Here is a 16529-nt window from a genome sequence, read left to right as displayed (position 1 = left end):
GGTGATCCGCACCGACAGCCCCGCGCAGATGGTCGAGCTGGCGAAGGGATTCGAGGGCCAGCTGACCGCCACGATCCACATGGACGAGGGCGATGCGGCCCTGGCGCGGCAGCTCCTGCCGGTGCTGGAGCGCAAGGCCGGGCGGGTGATGGCCAACAATTTCCCCACCGGCGTCGAGGTCTGCGACGCGATGGTTCATGGCGGGCCCTATCCCGCCTCCACCAATTTCGGCGCCACCTCCGTCGGCACCCTCGCCATCCGCCGCTTCCTGCGCCCCGTCTGCTTCCAGAACATCCCGGGCAGCATCCTGCCCGACGATATCGCCTGAACACCCGATACAAGACCAGTGCCGGGCCGGGTGCGGCCCACCCGGCGCCCATGGGAGGATCCCGCATGAACGAGGAAACCCGCAGCAAGCTCAGGGGCGTTTCCGTCGCGACCCTGGCCACGGCGCTCTACAAGCGCGGCCTGAGAAACCAGGTCATCCAGGGCGTGCATCCGCTGGGCTGGAAGGGCGAGAACATGGTCGGTCCGGCCTTCACCCTGCGCTACATGCCCGCGCGCGAGGACCGCAACACCCTGGCCGAGTTCCGCAAGCCCGATCATCCGCAGCGCGTCGCGATCGAGACCTGCCCGCCGGGCAGCGTGATGGTGATGGACAGCCGCAAATCGGCCACGGCCGCCTCGGCCGGGGACATCCTGATCACCCGGCTGATGGTGCGCGGCGGTGCCGGGGTCGTCACCGATGGCGGATTCCGCGACGCGGCCACCATCGCCGGGCTGGACATCCCGGCCTATCACAGCCGCCCCTCCAGCCCGACCAACCTGACCACCAACGAGGCGATCGCGATCAATGAACCGATCGGCTGCGGCGACGCCCCGGTCTTTCCCGGCGACATCATCGTCGGCGATGCCGATTGCGTCATCGTGATCCCGGCGGAAATCGCCGAAGAGGTGGCCGCCGAGGCCGTCGAGATGACCGCCTACGAGGATTTCGTGGTGGATCAGGTCAAGGCGGGAGAGCCGATCATCGGGCTCTATCCCCGTGTCAACGAAGAGAAATACCTGCCTCTCTTCGAGGAATGGCGCAAGGCCAACAACCGCTGAGTCCTCCGCCCCGGCCTCGGCCGGGGCGTCAGGGTTTCGCGGCCGGCAGGGTCTGGCCGCGGAATTCGGCCCGGATGATCCCGGCCACCGCCGCGACCAGCGGTTCGGGCGGTTTGGGCCGCATCGCCAGGTACAGGTCGGAATGCAGCTCGTCGGCGGGCAGGCCGATATCGCGGAAGGCCACGCCGGGAAGCCCGATCTGCACCGAGGAACCGGGCACCAGCGCCACCCCGAACCCGGCATCGACCAGCGACAGGACGGTATGGCGCTGCGCCACGGCGAAGACCTCGTTCGGGGTGACGCCATGGGCCTTGAGATAGCCCTGCACCACCTCGCGCAGAAACCCGCCGCGTTCGCTGGAATAGCCGACGAAATCCACCCCGTTCAGATCCGACAGGGCGAAATCCTTCTGCGCCAGCAGCGGATGCCCGACCGGGGCGGCCAGCAGGAAGGGTTCGCTCCACAGCTTCTCGATGGGCAGGCCCTGGCCGCGCGGATGCAGGCGGATGATGCCGAAATCCAGGCTGCCCGCGCCCAGCGACTCGATGCCCTCCACCGTCATCACCTCGCGCAGCGTCAGCGTGACCTCGGGCATCAGTTCCGCCAGCCGCCGCGCGATCCGCGGCACCACCTCGATGCAGGCGGAGGGCACGAAGCCCAGTTCCACCGCGCCGGCCTTGCCGCGCGCCGCCTGCTGTGCCGCCAGCACCGCGCTTTCGGCCCGGGTCAGGATGTCGGAGGCGTCGATCAGCAGCCGCTTGCCCGCCGCGGTCAGCCGGACCGACCGGTTGGTGCGGTCGAAAAGCGGCGTGCCCAGCGTATGTTCCAGAAGCGCGATATGGCGCGACAGCGGCGGCTGGGTCATGTTCAGCCGCTTCGCGGCGCGGCGGAAATTCAGCTCTTCCGCGACGGCCACGAAATAGCGCAGCTGGCTGAGTTCGAACGTATGCCCTGCCAAGGTGGTCCTCCCCGTGGCCCGGGTGATACGGCGGGCCATGCGAATGATAGCATGATTGGATCAGTCTGCATCAGAATCTGGATGGACTGGTCGCATCAGCTTTCTATGATCGTTGGAGGTTCCGGCGGAACTGACGGGCCCGCCAGAGGCCCGCACCCTCCGGAGAGACCTCGCGCCCCGCGGCAGGCGCGTGATCCCGATGCCGCGCTGATGGGAGGAAAGAATTCATGAAAATCCGGAATACCCTGCTTTGCGGGGCCGCCTTTGCGTGGCTGGCGCTGCCTGCCCTCGCGGCGGATGGCACGGTCACCATCGTGCTCAACGAGGAGCTGGAGACGCTCGAACCCTGCATGGCCTCGCAGTCGAATATCGGCCGGGTGCTCTTGCAGAACATCTCGGAGACGATGACCGAGCTGGACCCCTCGAATGGCGAGCTTCTGCCGCGCCTGGCCACGTCCTGGGAGGAAACGGACGATTCCACCTGGCGTTTCGCGCTGCGCGAGGGCGTGACCTTCTCCGATGGCAGCAGCTTCGACGCCGCCGATGTGAAGCATTCGGTGGAGCGCACGCTGTCGGATCAGCTGACCTGCGAGATCGGCGCCAAGTATTTCGGCGGGATGGAGATCACCGCGACGGTGGTGGACGACCTGACCATCGACATCGCCTCCGACCCGGCGCAGCCGATCCTGCCGCTGCTGATGTCGACCCTGACCATCGTGCCTTCCGAGACGGCGATGGAATTCACCCGCGATCCGGTCGGCACCGGCCCCTATGTGCTGGAGGAATACCGCGTCGGCCAGGACATCACGCTGACGCGCCGCGACGGCTACTGGGGCGAGACGCCTGCGGTCGAGAAGGCGACCTACCTGTTCCGGACCGATGACGCGGTGCGCGCCGCGATGGTGGCCACGGGCGAGGCGGATATCGCGCCGCTGATCAGCCAGACGGATGCCACGAACAAGGCCACCGATTTCGCCTATCCCAATTCCGAGACGACCTATCTGCGGATCGACTCCAGCCTCGCGCCGCTGGACGACATCCGGGTGCGCCAGGCGCTGAACATGGCGGTGGACCGCGAGGCCTTCCTGGGCACGCTGATCCCCGAGGATGCCAAGATCGCCACGCATATGACCGTGCCCACGACCCTGGGCGCCGACGGCGACCTGGAGGTGCCCGCCTACGATCCCGAGGGCGCGAAGGCGCTGCTGGAGGAGGCCCGCGCCGACGGGGTGCCGGTCGATACCGAGATCCTGCTGATCGGGCGGCTGGGGAATTTCCCCAATGTCACCGAGGTGATGGAGGCGCTGCAGGCGATGTTCGCCGATGCGGGCTTCAACGCCAAGCTGCAGATGGTCGAGGTCGCGGAATGGATCAAGTACTATTCCAAGCCCTTCGCGGCGGGCGACACCCCGGCGCTGGTCGCGGCGATGCATGACAACAATCGCGGCGATCCGGTCTTCTCGATGTACTTCAAATATGCCTGCGACGGGCTGCAATCGGGGATGTGCGACGCCGAGCTGGATGCCGCCATCGCCGAGGCGACCGGCACCGCGGGCGCGGGCCGCGCCGAGGCCTGGCGCACCGCCTTCGCCCGCGCGCACGCGCTGTCGGCCGATGTGTTCCTGTTCCACATGGTCGGCTTCTCGCGGGTCAGCGAACGTCTGGATTTCACCCCCAGCATCGCCACCAATTCCGAACTGCAGCTGGCGCAGATCGGCTTCAAGTGAGCCTTCCCGGGGGGTGGCCGCGGCCGCCCCCTCATTCCCGGCCCAGTCCGAGGTGCATCATGCAACGATTTCTTGCCAGGCGCGCGGTCTCCAGCGGGGTCTCGCTGGCGCTGCTGGTCGTCGCCGTCTTCTTCCTGTCGCGCCTGACCGGCGACCCGACCGACCTCTATCTGCCGATCGATGCCTCCGCCGAGGCGCGCGAGGCCTTCCGGCAGCTGCACGGGCTGGACCGGCCGCTGATCCTGCAGTTTCTCGATTACGTGGGCGACCTGCTGCGCCTTGATTTCGGCGACTCGATCCGCCGCGCCCGCCCCGCCCTGGAAGTCGTCATCGGCGCCTTCGGCTGGACGCTGCAGCTGGCGCTGATCACCATGGCCATCGTCTCGGGCGCGGCGATCACGCTGGGATCGCTGGCGGCCTTCCATGTCGGCGGGGTCTTCGACCGGATCGCCACCTTCTTCTCGCTGATCGGCGCCTCGGCCCCGGATTTCTGGGTCGCCATCGTCGCGATCACCGTGTTTTCCGTCGGGCTGGGCTGGCTGCCGACCTCCGGCACGGGCACGCTCTGGCACTGGGTCCTGCCGGTCGCCGTGCTGTTCATCCGCCCCTTCGGCCTGATCCTGCAGGTGGTGCGCGGCTCGATGATCACCGCGCTCGGCTCGGCCTATGTCAAGACCGCCCGCGCCAAGGGCGTCGGCGCCCGCGCCATGATCTTCGTGCATGCCCTGAGGAACGCCATGCTGCCGGTGCTGACCGTGATCGGCGACCAGGCGGCGGCGCTTCTGAACGGCGCGGTCGTGGTGGAGACGATCTTCGGCTTCCCCGGCGTCGGCAAGCTGATGATCGACTCGATCCTGCAGCGCGACTTCCCCGTGGTGCTGGCCGCGATCATGGTCACCGCCTTCGCCATCTTCCTCATGAACATCCTGATCGACCTCGCCTATGCGGCGCTCGATCCGCGCATCCGGTACTGAGACCAATGGCCATGTCAGATATCAGACCCGCCGCCGCGACCACCGGGCGGCAGACCGAGCCCGGCGCGTTCAGGAAGGCCATGCGGCTCCTGCTGGCGGACAAGCCGGCAAGCTGCGCCGCGGTATTCCTGATCGCGATGCTGCTCTGCGCGCTCCTGGGGCCGATCCTGCTAGAGGAGGTCGCCTCGAAGCAGAACCTGCGCGGCCGCAATGCGCCGCCCTTCCTCTTCGACCAGAGCTGGACCATGTGGCTGGGCGGCGACCAGCTGGGCAGGCCGCTTCTGGCGCGGATCATCGTCGCGGCGGCCAATACCATCGCGATCGCCACGGGGGCGGTGATCGCCTCGATGACCATCGGCACGCTGCTGGGCCTGGCGGCGGGCTGGTCGCGGGGCCGCGCCGGCCAGCTGATCCCGCGCATCGCCGATGTCATCATGTCCTTTCCGTCGCTGCTGCTGGCGGTGATCGTCCTCTACATGCTGGAGCCCTCGGTGGGGAACATCATCCTGGTGCTGGCCATCACCCGCATCCCGGTCTACCTGCGCACCGCCCGCGCCGAGGTGCTGGAGATCCGCGAACGCATGTTCGTGCAGGCCGCAACCGTGATGGGCGCCTCCACCCGGCGGATCGTGTTCCGCCACATCCTGCCGGTCATCCTGCCGACGCTGGTGACCATCGCGACGCTGGATTTCGCCTTCGTCATGCTGGCCGAAAGCGCGCTGAGCTTCCTCGGCATCGGCATCCAGCCGCCCGAAGTGACCTGGGGGCTGATGGTGGCGCAGGGGCGGCCCTATCTGGTCACGGCCTGGTGGCTCAGCTTCTGGCCGGGCCTGGCGATCATCCTGACGACGCTGTCGCTGAACCTGCTGTCGAACTGGCTGCGCATCGCGCTGGACCCGGTGCAGCGCTGGCGGCTGGAAACCGGAGGCAAGAAGAATGGCTGAGGCGCAACCCCTTCTGGAGGTCCGCAACCTGTCGGTCACCTTCGACACCGCCCAGGGACCGGTCCGCGCCGTGCGCGATGTCAGCTGGTCGGTCGGGCGCGGCGAGGTCCTGGCGATCCTGGGCGAGTCCGGCTCGGGCAAGTCGGTCTCCTCCTCGGCGGTGCTGGACCTGATCGACTGTCCGCCCGGCCGGATCGAGAGCGGCCAGATCCTGTTCGAGGGCCGCGACCTGCTGGGCATGAGCCGGGCCGAGCGGCGGACGATCAACGGGCGGCGGATCGCGATGATCTTCCAGGATCCGCTGAGCCACCTGAACCCGGTCTATGCCGTCGGCTGGCAGATCGAGGAGACAATGGTGATCCACGGCACCTCCCGCGCGGAGGCAAGGGCCGAGACGCTGCGGCTGCTGGCGCGGGTGGGCATCCCCGACCCGGCGGAGGCGGCGGCGAAATATCCCCACCAGTTCTCGGGCGGGCAGCGGCAGAGGCTGATGATCGCGATGGCGCTGGCGCTGAAGCCGGACCTGCTGATCGCCGACGAGCCGACCACCGCGCTGGATGTCACCGTGCAGGCCCAGATCCTCGCGCTGATCGAGGAATTGCAGGCGGAAACCGGCATGGGGCTGGTCATCATCACCCATGACCTCGGCGTCGTCGCCGAGATGGCCGACCGCGTCGTGGTGATGAATCGCGGCGAGATCGTCGAGAGGGGCGGGGCCGCAGAGGTCTATCGCAACCCGCAGCATCCCTATACCCAGCGGCTGATCGCCGCGGCGCCGGGGCAGGGGGCGATGCGCGAGACGCGGCAGGACGCATCGCCGATCCTGTCCCTGCGCCATGTCAGCAAGCGTTACGGCGCCTTCACCGCGCTTCACGGGATCAGCTATGACCTGCACGAGGGAGAGGTCCTGGCCATTGTCGGCGAATCCGGATCGGGCAAGTCGACCACGGCGCGGCTGCTCCTGCGGCTGGAGGAGGCCTCGGGCGGGCAGGCGCTGTATCGCGGGCAGGACCTTCTGGCCATGTCCCCCCGCGACCTGCACGCGCTGCGCCGGGAAATCCAGATGGTGTTCCAGGACCCGACCCAGAGCCTGAATCCGCGCATGACGGTTTATCAATTGATTTCAGAGGCCTGGGCGATACATCCCGGGATCGTCGAGCGCGCGCGCTGGCGGGCGCGCGTGGCGGAGCTTCTGGCCGAGGTGGGGCTGGATGACGGCTACATGTCCCGCTATCCGCACCAGATCTCGGGCGGGCAGCGCCAGCGCGTCGCCATTGCCCGGGCGCTGGCGCTGGAGCCGCGCATCATCGTCTGCGACGAGGCGGTCTCGGCGCTGGACGTGCAGGTCCAGGCGCAGGTGATCCGGCTGCTGGACAGGCTGAAGGCCAGCCACGGGCTGAGCTACATCTTCATCGCCCATGACCTGCCGGTGGTGCGCGATTTCGCCGACCGGGTTCTGGTGATGCGCGGCGGGCGTATTGTCGAACAGGGGGATGTGCGGCAGATTTTCGAGATGCCGCGGGAAGAGTATACCCGCAACCTGCTGGCGGCCTCGCTGGATCCGGACCCCGAGGTCCAGGCGCAGCGCCGCGCGGCAAGACAGGCCATGGAGACAGCGTGACGATGAAACCCGATGTGATGGTGCTGCATGCGCAGCGCCCCGAGGCGATGGCGCAGCTTGAGCAGGCCTATACCCTGCATCGCTGGGATCTGGCGGCGGACCGGGATGCGTTCCTGGCGGAACACGGGCCGAAATGCCGGGCCGCGGCCACCAACGGCCATGCGCCGATGACCGCCGCGATGCTCGAGGCGATGCCCGCGCTGGAGCTGGTCGCCTGTTCCTCGGCCGGGTTCGACGGGTTCGACACGGCCGCCATGGCGGCGCGCGGCGTGCGGCTGACCAATTCCTCGCCCGCGCTCTGCGATGACGTGGCCGATACCGCCATCCTGCTGATGCTGGCGGCGCGGCGCGGCATGGTCGCGGGCGATGCCTGGGTGCGTTCGGGCGACTGGGCCGCCAAGGGGCCGATGCCGCTGATGCGCGCGACCTCGGGCAAGGTGCTGGGCATCGTCGGCATGGGCACGATCGGCAAGGCCATCGCGCGCCGGGCCGAGGCGATGGGGATGCAGGTCCGCTACTGGAACCGCCGCCCCAAGGACGTGCCCTGGGAGTACGTGGCCGACCTGACCGAGCTGGCGCGGCAATCCGACACGCTGGTCGCCATCGTCGCGGGCGGCGAGGGCACGGCCGGGCTGATCTCGCGGGGGGTGCTCGAGGCGCTGGGGCCTGAAGGGCTGTTCGTCAATGTCTCGCGCGGGAGCGTCGTGGACGAGGCGGCGATGATCGACTGCCTGGGCACCGGCCGGCTGGGCCATGCCGCCCTGGATGTCTACGCCTCCGAACCCGATCCCGATCCGCGCCTGACCTCGCTGGCCAATACCACGCTTTACCCGCATCATGCCTCGGGCACGGTGGAGACCCGCAACGCCATGGCGCAGCTGGTCGTCGACAACCTGGCCGCGCTGTTTGCCGGGCAGGCCCTGCTGACCGAGGTCGACCTGTCGGGCTATCTGCCGCAACCGGCGGAGGCCTGAGATGCTGCGCTATTTCGCCTGGGCGCACGGGCTGACGGCGCTGGGGCTGGTCGGGGCCTTCTGGCTGGGCTTCGCCTATTCCGGGACGCTGTCGGGGGCGATGGGGTTCCTCACCATAGGCGCGATCCTCGCCGTGCTGGAAATCAGCCTCAGCTTCGACAATGCCATCGTCAATGCCAACAAGCTCAATGAGATGGACCCGGTCTGGCGGCGGCGCTTCCTGACCTGGGGGATCCTGATCGCGGTTTTCGGCATGCGGCTGGTCTTTCCGCTCCTGATCGTCGTGGTGGCGGCGGGGCTGGGCCCGGTGGAGGCGATCCGCCTGGCCGCGACCCAGCCCGCGCAATATGCCGAGATCATCCGCGGCGCGCATCTGTCGATCGCGGCCTTCGGCGGGGCCTTCCTGATGATGGTGGCGCTGAGCTACTTCATCGACGAGGGCAAGGAGGTCGACTGGATCGCCGGGCTGGAGGCCGTGCTGCGCCGCTGCGGATCGGTGCGCGGCGCCGAGATCGCGCTGGTCCTCGTCTTCATGATCGGGTTCTCCTGGGTCCTGCCCGAGACCAGCCGGGACGAGTTCCTCTTCGCCGCGGTCTCGGGGCTTCTGACCTTTCTCGGCGTCGACATGCTGGGGCGGGTGCTCGATGCGCAGGATGCGGCGGCCACGGCGGCCAAGGGCGGGCTGGGGGCCTTCCTCTATCTGGAGGTGCTGGATGCCAGCTTCAGCTTCGACGGGGTGATCGGCGCCTTCGCGCTGACCCAGAACCTGTTCCTGATCGGCATCGGGCTGGGGATCGGCGCGCTCTATGTGCGCTCGATGACCATCATGCTGGTGGAGCAGCAGACCCTGACCGAGTTCCGCTATCTCGAACATGGCGCCTTCTGGTCGATCCTGGTGCTGTCGGTCATCATGTTCGCGCAGACGCTGACGCATATCCCCGAGGTGATCACCGGGCTCCTGGGGGCGGGGTTCATCGCCTGTTCGCTGGTCTCCTCGCTGCGCTACCGGGCGCGGAAGGCGCGGCTGCGGACGGAATGAGCGGCGGCGGGCACGGCTGTCACGAAAAAATGCACATCATCGCGGAACCTCCGGGGAACCGGCGCGTTTCTGCCGAACAGGCGCGGCCCGCACGCCGCCCGCCGCGCCTGTCGATGACGTGACATCAAGAGGTGCTTTCCCGTGTCCCAATCCGCGCTTTCCCAACGCATGGGGGCGGTCCTGATCTGCGCCGGCGGTCTCGCCGGGGCGATCATCGCCGCCTATGCCTATATTGCCCCGCTCACCGGCGTCACCGGCACGCCCGGGGCGCTTCTGGTCATCGTGACCTCCGTGCTTGTCCTGCTCGGCGGGCTGATCGTCGCGCTGATCGCGTCGCGCGGGATCCGCAACCTGTTCCGCGTGCTTCTGTGCCTGGGCATCCTGGGCACGGCCGCCGCGGCCGCCTTCCTGCATGAATGGGTGCTGATCGCCGCCATGGCCGTGGCGCTGGTCGGGCTGGTGATGGATATCCTCACCCCGGCGCGCCGCGCCGCCGGAACGCGGGGGGCGCTGGCATGATCCGCAACGCCCTGCTTCTGTCCACCGCGCTGGTCCTGCCTCTTGCCGCCGCCGCGCAGGGTGTCGTCACCGTCCAGCCCACCGAGATCCAGACCGGGCCCGGCGTGCCCGCGGCCGATGCCGCGCCTGCCGATCGCAGCATCCTGCGCCCCGATGCGCCGCTGGTGCCCGAAACGGCGACCTGGAACACCTTCCACGGCCAGCTGAACGCGCAGAAATATTCCCCCCTCGACCAGATCACGCCGGAAAATGTCGGCGATCTGGAAAAGGTCTGGGAGGTCCATACCGGCGACGTGTCCGACGGGTCGGGCGACCTGGCCTATACCGTCTGGTCCGCGACGCCGATCTTCGCCAATGACACGCTCTATATCGGGACGCCCTTCTACCGCATCCTCGCGCTGGACCCGGCCACCGGTGAGGAGAAATGGAGCTTCGACACCAAGTCGACGCTGGAGCCGCTGACCCAGCCCGCGCTGAAGAACCGCGGCGTCGCCTATTGGGAGGCCGAAAGCCCGATCGAGGGAGAGGCCTGCCAGAAGATCGTCTACCTGGGCACGATGGATGCGCGACTGTTCGCCGTGGATGCCGATAGCGGCCAGCCCTGCACCGAATTCGGCGAGGATGGCGTCTTCGACACCAACCAGTACAACACGGTGAACAACCATTTCCCCACCTCGCTGCTGCAGCCGCCGACCGTGGTGGGCGACCACGTGATCCTGGGCTGGGCCGGGTCGGACTGGGACTGGGCCGAGGCACCTCCCGGCGCGGTCTTCTCGATCAATGCCCGCACCGGCGACCTGGAATGGAAATTCGACACGATCCCCGAGGAGATCCGCGCCCAGACCGGCACCGCCAATGTCTGGACCGGCATGTCCGTCGACGAGGCGGCGGGGCTGGTCTATCTGCCGGTCTCCTCGCCCTCGCCGAATTACTGGGGCGGCAACCACAAGGATCCGATCCCCTACGCGACCTCGACGACCGCGCTGGATATCGAGACGGGCCGCCCGGTCTGGTCGCGGCAATGGGTGCATCACGACATCTGGGACTATGACATCAACTCGGCGCCGACGCTGATGGACATCACCGTCGAGGGCGAGCAGATCCCGGCGCTGATCCAGGCGACCAAGCAGGGCTATCTCTTCGTGGTCAACCGCCTGACCGGCGAGGATGTCTGGCCGATCGAGGAACGTCCCGTCCCGCAGGGCGACGGATCGGTGATGGACGAGGTCTATGCCGCGACCCAGCCCTTCCCGACGAAACCCGCGCCGCTCCTGGAGCAGGCGGAGAAGCCCGGCGTCTGGTGGATCGCCGACCTGGTGGGGCTGGGCGAGTGCTCCAGGCTGGTGGACAGCCTGTGGTACGAGGGCATGTATACCCCGCCGACCACCAAGGGCAACGGCGTGCTGACCTTCCCCGACAGTTCCGGCGGGGTGCAGTGGGGCGGCGTCGCCTATGATCCCGAAAGCCAGACGGCGATCGTCAACTTCTCGCATATCCTGCAATATATCCAGCTGTTCGACCGCGAGACCTATGAGGAGATCAACGAGGGCCGGTCCATCGGCGAGGGCGGGTTCCATCCGCAGCGCGGCGCGCCCTACGGCATGGCGCTGAACGTGGCGATGAACTGGGCGGGCATGCCCTGCTGGGAGCCGCCCTATGGCGAGATCGCGGCCATCGACATGACCACCGGCGACATCAAGTGGAAGCGCCCGATCGGCGCGTCGCAGAAATACGGGTTCTACATGCCCGAGAGCATGGGCTCGCCCACCATCGGCGGTCCGGCCGTCACGGCAGGCGGGCTGATCTTCATCGGCGCGACGATGGATGCCAAGGTCCGCGCCTATGACCTGGCGACCGGCGAACAGCTGTGGTCGGACAATGTCGAGGCCCCGGCCGTGTCGATCCCGGCGGTCTACGAATACCAGGGCCGGGAATACGTGGCCTTCGCCTCGGGCGGCAACACGATCCTGAAGAACCAGGTCGGCGACCAGGTCGCGGTCTACGCCCTGCCGGAGTGACGGCGGTCACGGACGGCAGCCACGGAAGAAAAAAGGGGGGCCGGATCGACCGGCCCCCCTTTTTGTGTCGCGCCCTGGCGGCGCCGGGTCAGAAGGTCAGAACCGCCTGCGTGCCGATATCGGGCAGCCGGTCCTCGTCCATGTTCGCCCGCGCGATCTCGAAGCCGAAGCGCAGCGTGCTGTCGGTGCTGCCCCAGACCTGGCCGCTTTCCAGCCGGAGGCACAGCATGGTCAGGGAGGGGTCGTCCTTGCCGCCATGGAACCATGCCGCGGCGACGGGCGACCAGATCTTCTCCAGCATGTCGCGATTCATCCTCTCGGTGAGGGTGCCGCGCAGGCTGGCGTGGAAATCCTGCTTGGTCCCCATCAGCACGTATTTCGCGGGCTGCCCCGGCGCGAGGCCCCTGACCATATCCGTGTCCTTCGAGGTCAGGAACCAGATCTCGTTCGCGGCCCAGTCGGGGAAATGGGTCATGGGCTGCATGTGCTCGGCCGAGCCCTCCAGCCCCAGCATGCCCGCGCGCAGGTCTTCCATCTGCTCGCTCAGCGCGCTGCGGGGATCCTTTTCGATTGCGGAATAGGCGTTCATCTGCGGTCTCCTTGCGGTCTGTCCGTCCTGTGCCGACAACGGATGCGCGCCGCAGACGTTCCGCCCGGCATCCTGCCGGGCGGAAAACGGCCCGGATCACAGGCCGTATTGCTCGCGCGCGATATCGCCCAGCCCGACCGCATCCAGCGCGGAAAGCGGCGCCAGGAAGGTCACCTGGATCACGCCCGGGGCCCGGCCGATCTCGATCGCGCCATTGATCGTGGCGCGGTTCCTGACCTCCGCGACGCTCATGTCCAGAAGCGCCGCCGCCCGCGCCAGCCCGTTCTCGATGGCGGCATTCATGTCGGCGGCGGTGCCTATGACCGAGACGGGCGCGGTCTCGACGATCTCCGTCACGCCGTATTGCGCCGCCAGCCGCGCCGCCTTGGCCCGTTCCTCCGCGCTGAAGGGACGCGCCAGCGGCGGCAGGTCCTCGAGCAGCGGGAACAGGACGGGTCCGTCGATCGGATAGTCCTTCATCAGCTCGACCTGCAGCGTCACCGATCCGGCCACGTCCATCGTGTGCCCGGCGATCTCGCCATCGCCCTGGGCGGCGTGCATGTCGCCCATGTAGATGCCGGCCCCCGGCACCTTGACCGGCGCGACCAGCACCGCGCCGGGGCGCACCGCGTCGATGTCCAGATGCCCGTCGGTCTTGTGCAGGGCCAGCTCCTCGGGGGTCAGCGCGTAGTCATGCGGCGCCTCGACGAGGAAGGCCCCGAAATCGCCGGCATTGTGGCTGTCGGGCATGGCCTTCGAGGGGCAGGTGCCCAGCTGGCCCAGGAAGGGACGCATCCGCACGATCATGCCGGGCATGTCCGAGGGCGCATAGGTCAGGATCGAATGCTGCCGCGAGGCATCGGGCAGGGCGGCATAGGCGGGGGCGTCCCGCGCGATCTCCTCCGCCGCGGCGGCGGGCAGGGTCAGCCCGACGGCACGGGTCTGGTCGAAGCCCACCGTGTAGCCATGCACGATCTGGAAGGGCGTCACCGCGTTGCCGCAGCGGTCGCATTTCACCGCCTGCTGGCCGATCCCCTCGAGATGGGTCTCGGGCCACAGCTCGTCGCAGGTCGGACAGCGCGCGGCGACATAGGGGTCGCCGAGGCAGAACCCCTCGGGCGAGCTGTCATGCCCCGAGGCGGTGGCCATCGAGGTGACATAGACGTCGCGGATGCGGATCACGACCGCGTCGCCGGGCTCCGCGCCCTCCACCGCGACCGGCCGCGTCACCTCGTGCCCGCCGCGCAGGGCCGGCGTGATCATCGGGCCCCAGCAGCCGGGCGCGGTATTGGCGATGATCGTGCCGCCGCTGGCCACCGGGCCCAGCATCGGCTGGGCCGGGTCGAGCACGCTGTTGGTGAACCCGTCGACGATGACGCTGCGCTGCGCCGTCCTTGCGGGACTGCTTCCGTCTGGCATGGAGACCTCCGTCTGTCTTGCATGATCCGCCGTGATGCGGCGCGGCCCGGCCGCATCTGGCAAGCCCCGGCGCCGCGCAGCCGCCCGCGGAGCGCATCACGGTCCCGGGGATGCCGCATCCACAGGCAGATGGCCCGCGGGAACGGCACCGGAGACATGGCCGGGGCTGCGTCCTTTGGTCCCTGCGCCGCTTGAAGGCCGCGGGTGTTTCATGACAGGTATCGGTTCCGCGCGGCAGATCGGCTGCGGCGCCACCGAAAGGCAGGTAGAAACCTTGAATTGCATCACCGGGGCTGATCATGACCCAGTCTGAACCTCTTGTCCTGCTGGGCACCGGCACGTCGCCTCTAGACCCCGCCCGCCTGGATACGGGTGCGCTGAGCTTCCGCGAGGATGTTCCCGCGACGGAAACCGGCTTCGCGCTGATCGACACGATCGACGGGCGCATCGCGGCCTCCGGGCGGCTGCTGATCTCGACCCCCGCAGAGATGTCGCTGATCGGCGAAAGGCTGCGCTGCGAACAGCCGCAGGCGGCGCCGGATTTCCTCGACCGCATGCCCGAGGGCGCCGTCACCGGGGCGCTGTCGGGAACGGTGCCGCAGCTGCGCGCGCTGATGACCGTGGCCCGCGGCACGGCGCTGCGGCAGCGGCTGGCGCTGGTCGATGACGAAGGCAAGACGGTGCTGCGCTGCGATCTGTGGGACCTGCGGCCCGAGGCGGGGCAGGCGGTGTCGGTGGCCGTGCTGGTGCCTCTGCGCGGCTATGACAAGGCGCTGCGCCGCATCGCCCGGCAGGTCGGCGCGCAGGGAACGGCCGCCGACCCGGCCCGCGCCGCGGCCCTGCTGCGCGGCGAGGATCCCGCCGCGACGGGCAAGGCCGCCCCGGCGATCCGGGAGGATCAGCCCGCCTTCGAGGCGGCGGCCGCCATCATCCGCGAGCAGATCGCCGTCGCCCGCAGCCGCGAGGCCGGGACGATCGCGGATATCGATACCGAGTTCCTGCATGACTACCGCGTGGCCCTGCGCCGGGTGCGTTCGGTCGTTTCGCTGTTCAAGGGCGTCTTCTCCGAGGCGGAGACGGCGCGGCTGAAGACCCGTTTCGGCGCGATCATGGCGCGGACCGGGCGGCTGCGCGACCTCGATGTCTACCTGCTGGAGCGGGCGGAATACATCGCGCTGGTGCCGGAATCCCGCCGCGCCGGGCTGTCGCGGCTCTTCGACCGTTTCGCCGAGGAACGCGCGGACGAGCAGGCGAAGCTGGCCGCCTGGCTGGGCAGCAAGGGCTACCTGCAGGAAATCGGGCGGCTGGAACGGCTTTTCGCCAAGGCGTCGCGTCTGGAGCAGGGGCCGCTGGCGGACCGGCTTGCGCCCGATTATGCCCGCGCGCTGATCTGGAAACGCTATCGCAAGGTCTGCAAGCTGGCCGCCCATATCCAGGACGCGCCCGACGAACAGGTGCACGAGCTGCGCATCCACTGCAAGAAACTGCGCTACCTGATGGAATTCTTCGCGCCGCTTTTCGGCGCCTCCGAGGTGAAATCGCTGATCAAGTCGCTGAAGCGGCTGCAGGACAATCTGGGCCTGTTCAACGACTACTCGGTCCAGCAGGTTTCGCTGGAGGAGGCACAGGCCGGGATCGCCGCGGATCCCGATGCCCAGACCGCCGAGATCGCCGCCGGGATCGGCGCGCTGGTCGCCGTGCTGGCCGCGCGGCAGGCCGAGGAACGCGCGCGCGTCGCCGCCTCCTTCGCCCGCTTCGACAGCGACGAGACCCGCGCCGCATTCCGCAAGCTTTTCAAACCCGGGGAGGATGCCCGATGAAGATCGTCGCCTGCTATTCCAACAAGGGCGGGGTCGGCAAGACGGCGACCTCCGTCAACATCGCCCACGGGCTGGCCAAGACGGGCAAGCGGGTGCTGTTGTGCGACCTGGATCCGCAGGGCGCCTCGGGGTTCTACTTCCGCGTGAAGCCCTCGAAGAAACTGACCGAGGACCGGTTCTTCACCGATGTGAAACGCTTCACCGACGCGATCCGCGGCAGCGATTTCGAGAATCTCGACATCCTCCCGGCCAATATGGCCTTCCGCGATTTCGACGTGTTCCTGTCGCGGATGAAGAACAGCCGGTCGCGGCTGAAGAAGGCGCTGGCCAGCGTGGACGGGGATTACGACGTCATCCTGCTGGATTGCCCGCCCAACATCTCGGTCCTGTCCGAAAGCGTGTTCAAGACCGCGGATGCCATCCTGGTGCCCGTGATCCCGACCACGCTGTCGGAGCGGACCTTCGAGCAGCTGCTGGAATTCTTCGCCGAGCGCGACCTGCCGAAGAAGAAGATCCTGGGCTTCTTCTCCATGGTGCAGGGGACCAAGAAGCTGCATGCCGAGACGGCCGCCGCGATGCGCGCGGCCCATCCCAAGCGGATCCTCGACATCTCGGTCCCCTTCGCCACGGATATCGAGAAGATGGGCGTGCATCGCGCGCCGGTCGCGGCCTTCGCCCCCGGCAGCCCGGCCGTGGCCGCCTATGACGCGCTTTGCGGGGCGCTGGCGGGACGGCTCTGAGTCGCGCCGCCCGGCCGGCGATGGCGGGCCGGGCAGTGCGGAACGGCCGTCCTTCCATGTGAAGACATGTGATGCGCGGC

At 68.3% G+C, this 16529-nt stretch carries 14 protein-coding genes and 1 pseudogene; 12 read left to right on the top strand and 3 right to left on the bottom strand.

Annotated elements, in window-relative coordinates; translation table 11 throughout:
- A pseudogene (locus ICN82_RS16540) lies at positions 1–328 on the top strand (aldehyde dehydrogenase (NADP(+))); the annotation flags it as partial.
- A 65-nt stretch (positions 329–393) separates the two neighbouring features.
- On the top strand, positions 394–1107 hold the full coding sequence (locus ICN82_RS16535) for a ribonuclease activity regulator RraA (protein WP_193184890.1): 714 nt from the start codon (positions 394–396) through the stop codon (positions 1105–1107).
- A 28-nt stretch (positions 1108–1135) separates the two neighbouring features.
- On the opposite strand, the gene ICN82_RS16530 is transcribed toward ICN82_RS16535, so the two are convergent.
- A complete protein-coding gene (locus ICN82_RS16530) occupies positions 1136–2065 on the bottom strand; it encodes a LysR substrate-binding domain-containing protein (RefSeq protein WP_193184887.1) in 930 nt (309 codons plus the stop codon).
- 227 nt (positions 2066–2292) lie between these two features.
- On the opposite strand from ICN82_RS16530, the gene ICN82_RS16525 reads away from it, so the two are divergent.
- The 8 genes from ICN82_RS16525 to ICN82_RS16490 all read left to right on the top strand — a co-directional run bounded on the left by ICN82_RS16525 (position 2293) and on the right by ICN82_RS16490 (position 11881).
- On the top strand, positions 2293–3792 hold the full coding sequence (locus ICN82_RS16525; protein WP_193184884.1) for an ABC transporter substrate-binding protein: 1500 nt from the start codon (positions 2293–2295) through the stop codon (positions 3790–3792).
- Between the two features lie 59 nt (positions 3793–3851).
- Positions 3852–4766, top strand: a complete 915-nt coding sequence (locus ICN82_RS16520; RefSeq protein ID WP_193184880.1) for an ABC transporter permease — start codon at positions 3852–3854, stop codon at positions 4764–4766.
- A gap of 11 nt (positions 4767–4777) precedes the next feature.
- A complete protein-coding gene (locus ICN82_RS16515) occupies positions 4778–5710 on the top strand; it encodes an ABC transporter permease (protein WP_193184877.1) in 933 nt (310 codons plus the stop codon).
- On the top strand, positions 5703–7331 hold the full coding sequence (locus tag ICN82_RS16510; protein WP_193184874.1) for a dipeptide ABC transporter ATP-binding protein: 1629 nt from the start codon (positions 5703–5705) through the stop codon (positions 7329–7331). The genes ICN82_RS16515 and ICN82_RS16510 overlap by 8 nt, the downstream gene beginning before the upstream one ends.
- Before the next feature lie 2 nt (positions 7332–7333).
- Positions 7334–8305: a 2-hydroxyacid dehydrogenase gene (locus tag ICN82_RS16505; protein WP_193184900.1), complete on the top strand. Its 972-nt coding sequence runs from the start codon at positions 7334–7336 to the stop codon at positions 8303–8305.
- A 1-nt stretch (position 8306) separates the two neighbouring features.
- Positions 8307–9344 carry a DUF475 domain-containing protein gene (locus ICN82_RS16500; RefSeq protein ID WP_193184871.1) on the top strand — a complete coding sequence of 346 codons (1038 nt, stop codon included), beginning with the start codon at positions 8307–8309 and terminating at the stop codon, positions 9342–9344.
- Between the two features lie 141 nt (positions 9345–9485).
- A complete protein-coding gene (locus tag ICN82_RS16495; protein ID WP_226898548.1) occupies positions 9486–9863 on the top strand; it encodes a hypothetical protein in 378 nt (125 codons plus the stop codon).
- Positions 9860–11881, top strand: coding sequence for a pyrroloquinoline quinone-dependent dehydrogenase (locus ICN82_RS16490; protein ID WP_193184868.1), 2022 nt, complete (start codon positions 9860–9862; stop codon positions 11879–11881). Before ICN82_RS16495 ends, ICN82_RS16490 begins: the two co-directional genes overlap by 4 nt.
- A gap of 88 nt (positions 11882–11969) precedes the next feature.
- On the opposite strand, the gene ICN82_RS16485 is transcribed toward ICN82_RS16490, so the two are convergent.
- A complete protein-coding gene (locus tag ICN82_RS16485; RefSeq protein ID WP_193184865.1) occupies positions 11970–12470 on the bottom strand; it encodes a pyridoxamine 5'-phosphate oxidase family protein in 501 nt (166 codons plus the stop codon).
- A 96-nt stretch (positions 12471–12566) separates the two neighbouring features.
- Positions 12567–13889: an acetamidase/formamidase family protein gene (locus ICN82_RS16480; RefSeq protein WP_193184862.1), complete on the bottom strand. Its 1323-nt coding sequence runs from the start codon at positions 13887–13889 to the stop codon at positions 12567–12569.
- Positions 13890–14188: 299 nt separating this feature from the next.
- Between ICN82_RS16480 and ICN82_RS16475 the strand changes: the two genes are divergently transcribed.
- Together ICN82_RS16475 and ICN82_RS16470 are read left to right on the top strand one after the other, a co-directional pair.
- Positions 14189–15709, top strand: coding sequence for a CHAD domain-containing protein (locus ICN82_RS16475; RefSeq protein WP_193184859.1), 1521 nt, complete (start codon positions 14189–14191; stop codon positions 15707–15709).
- A complete protein-coding gene (locus tag ICN82_RS16470; protein WP_193184856.1) occupies positions 15706–16449 on the top strand; it encodes a ParA family protein in 744 nt (247 codons plus the stop codon). The genes ICN82_RS16475 and ICN82_RS16470 overlap by 4 nt, the downstream gene beginning before the upstream one ends.
- Positions 16450–16529: the final 80 nt, after the last annotated feature.

The organism is Mangrovicoccus algicola, from assembly GCF_014903745.1.
GTDB lineage: Bacteria > Pseudomonadota > Alphaproteobacteria > Rhodobacterales > Rhodobacteraceae > Mangrovicoccus > Mangrovicoccus algicola.
This window is presented reverse-complemented; position numbering and strand designations above follow the sequence as displayed.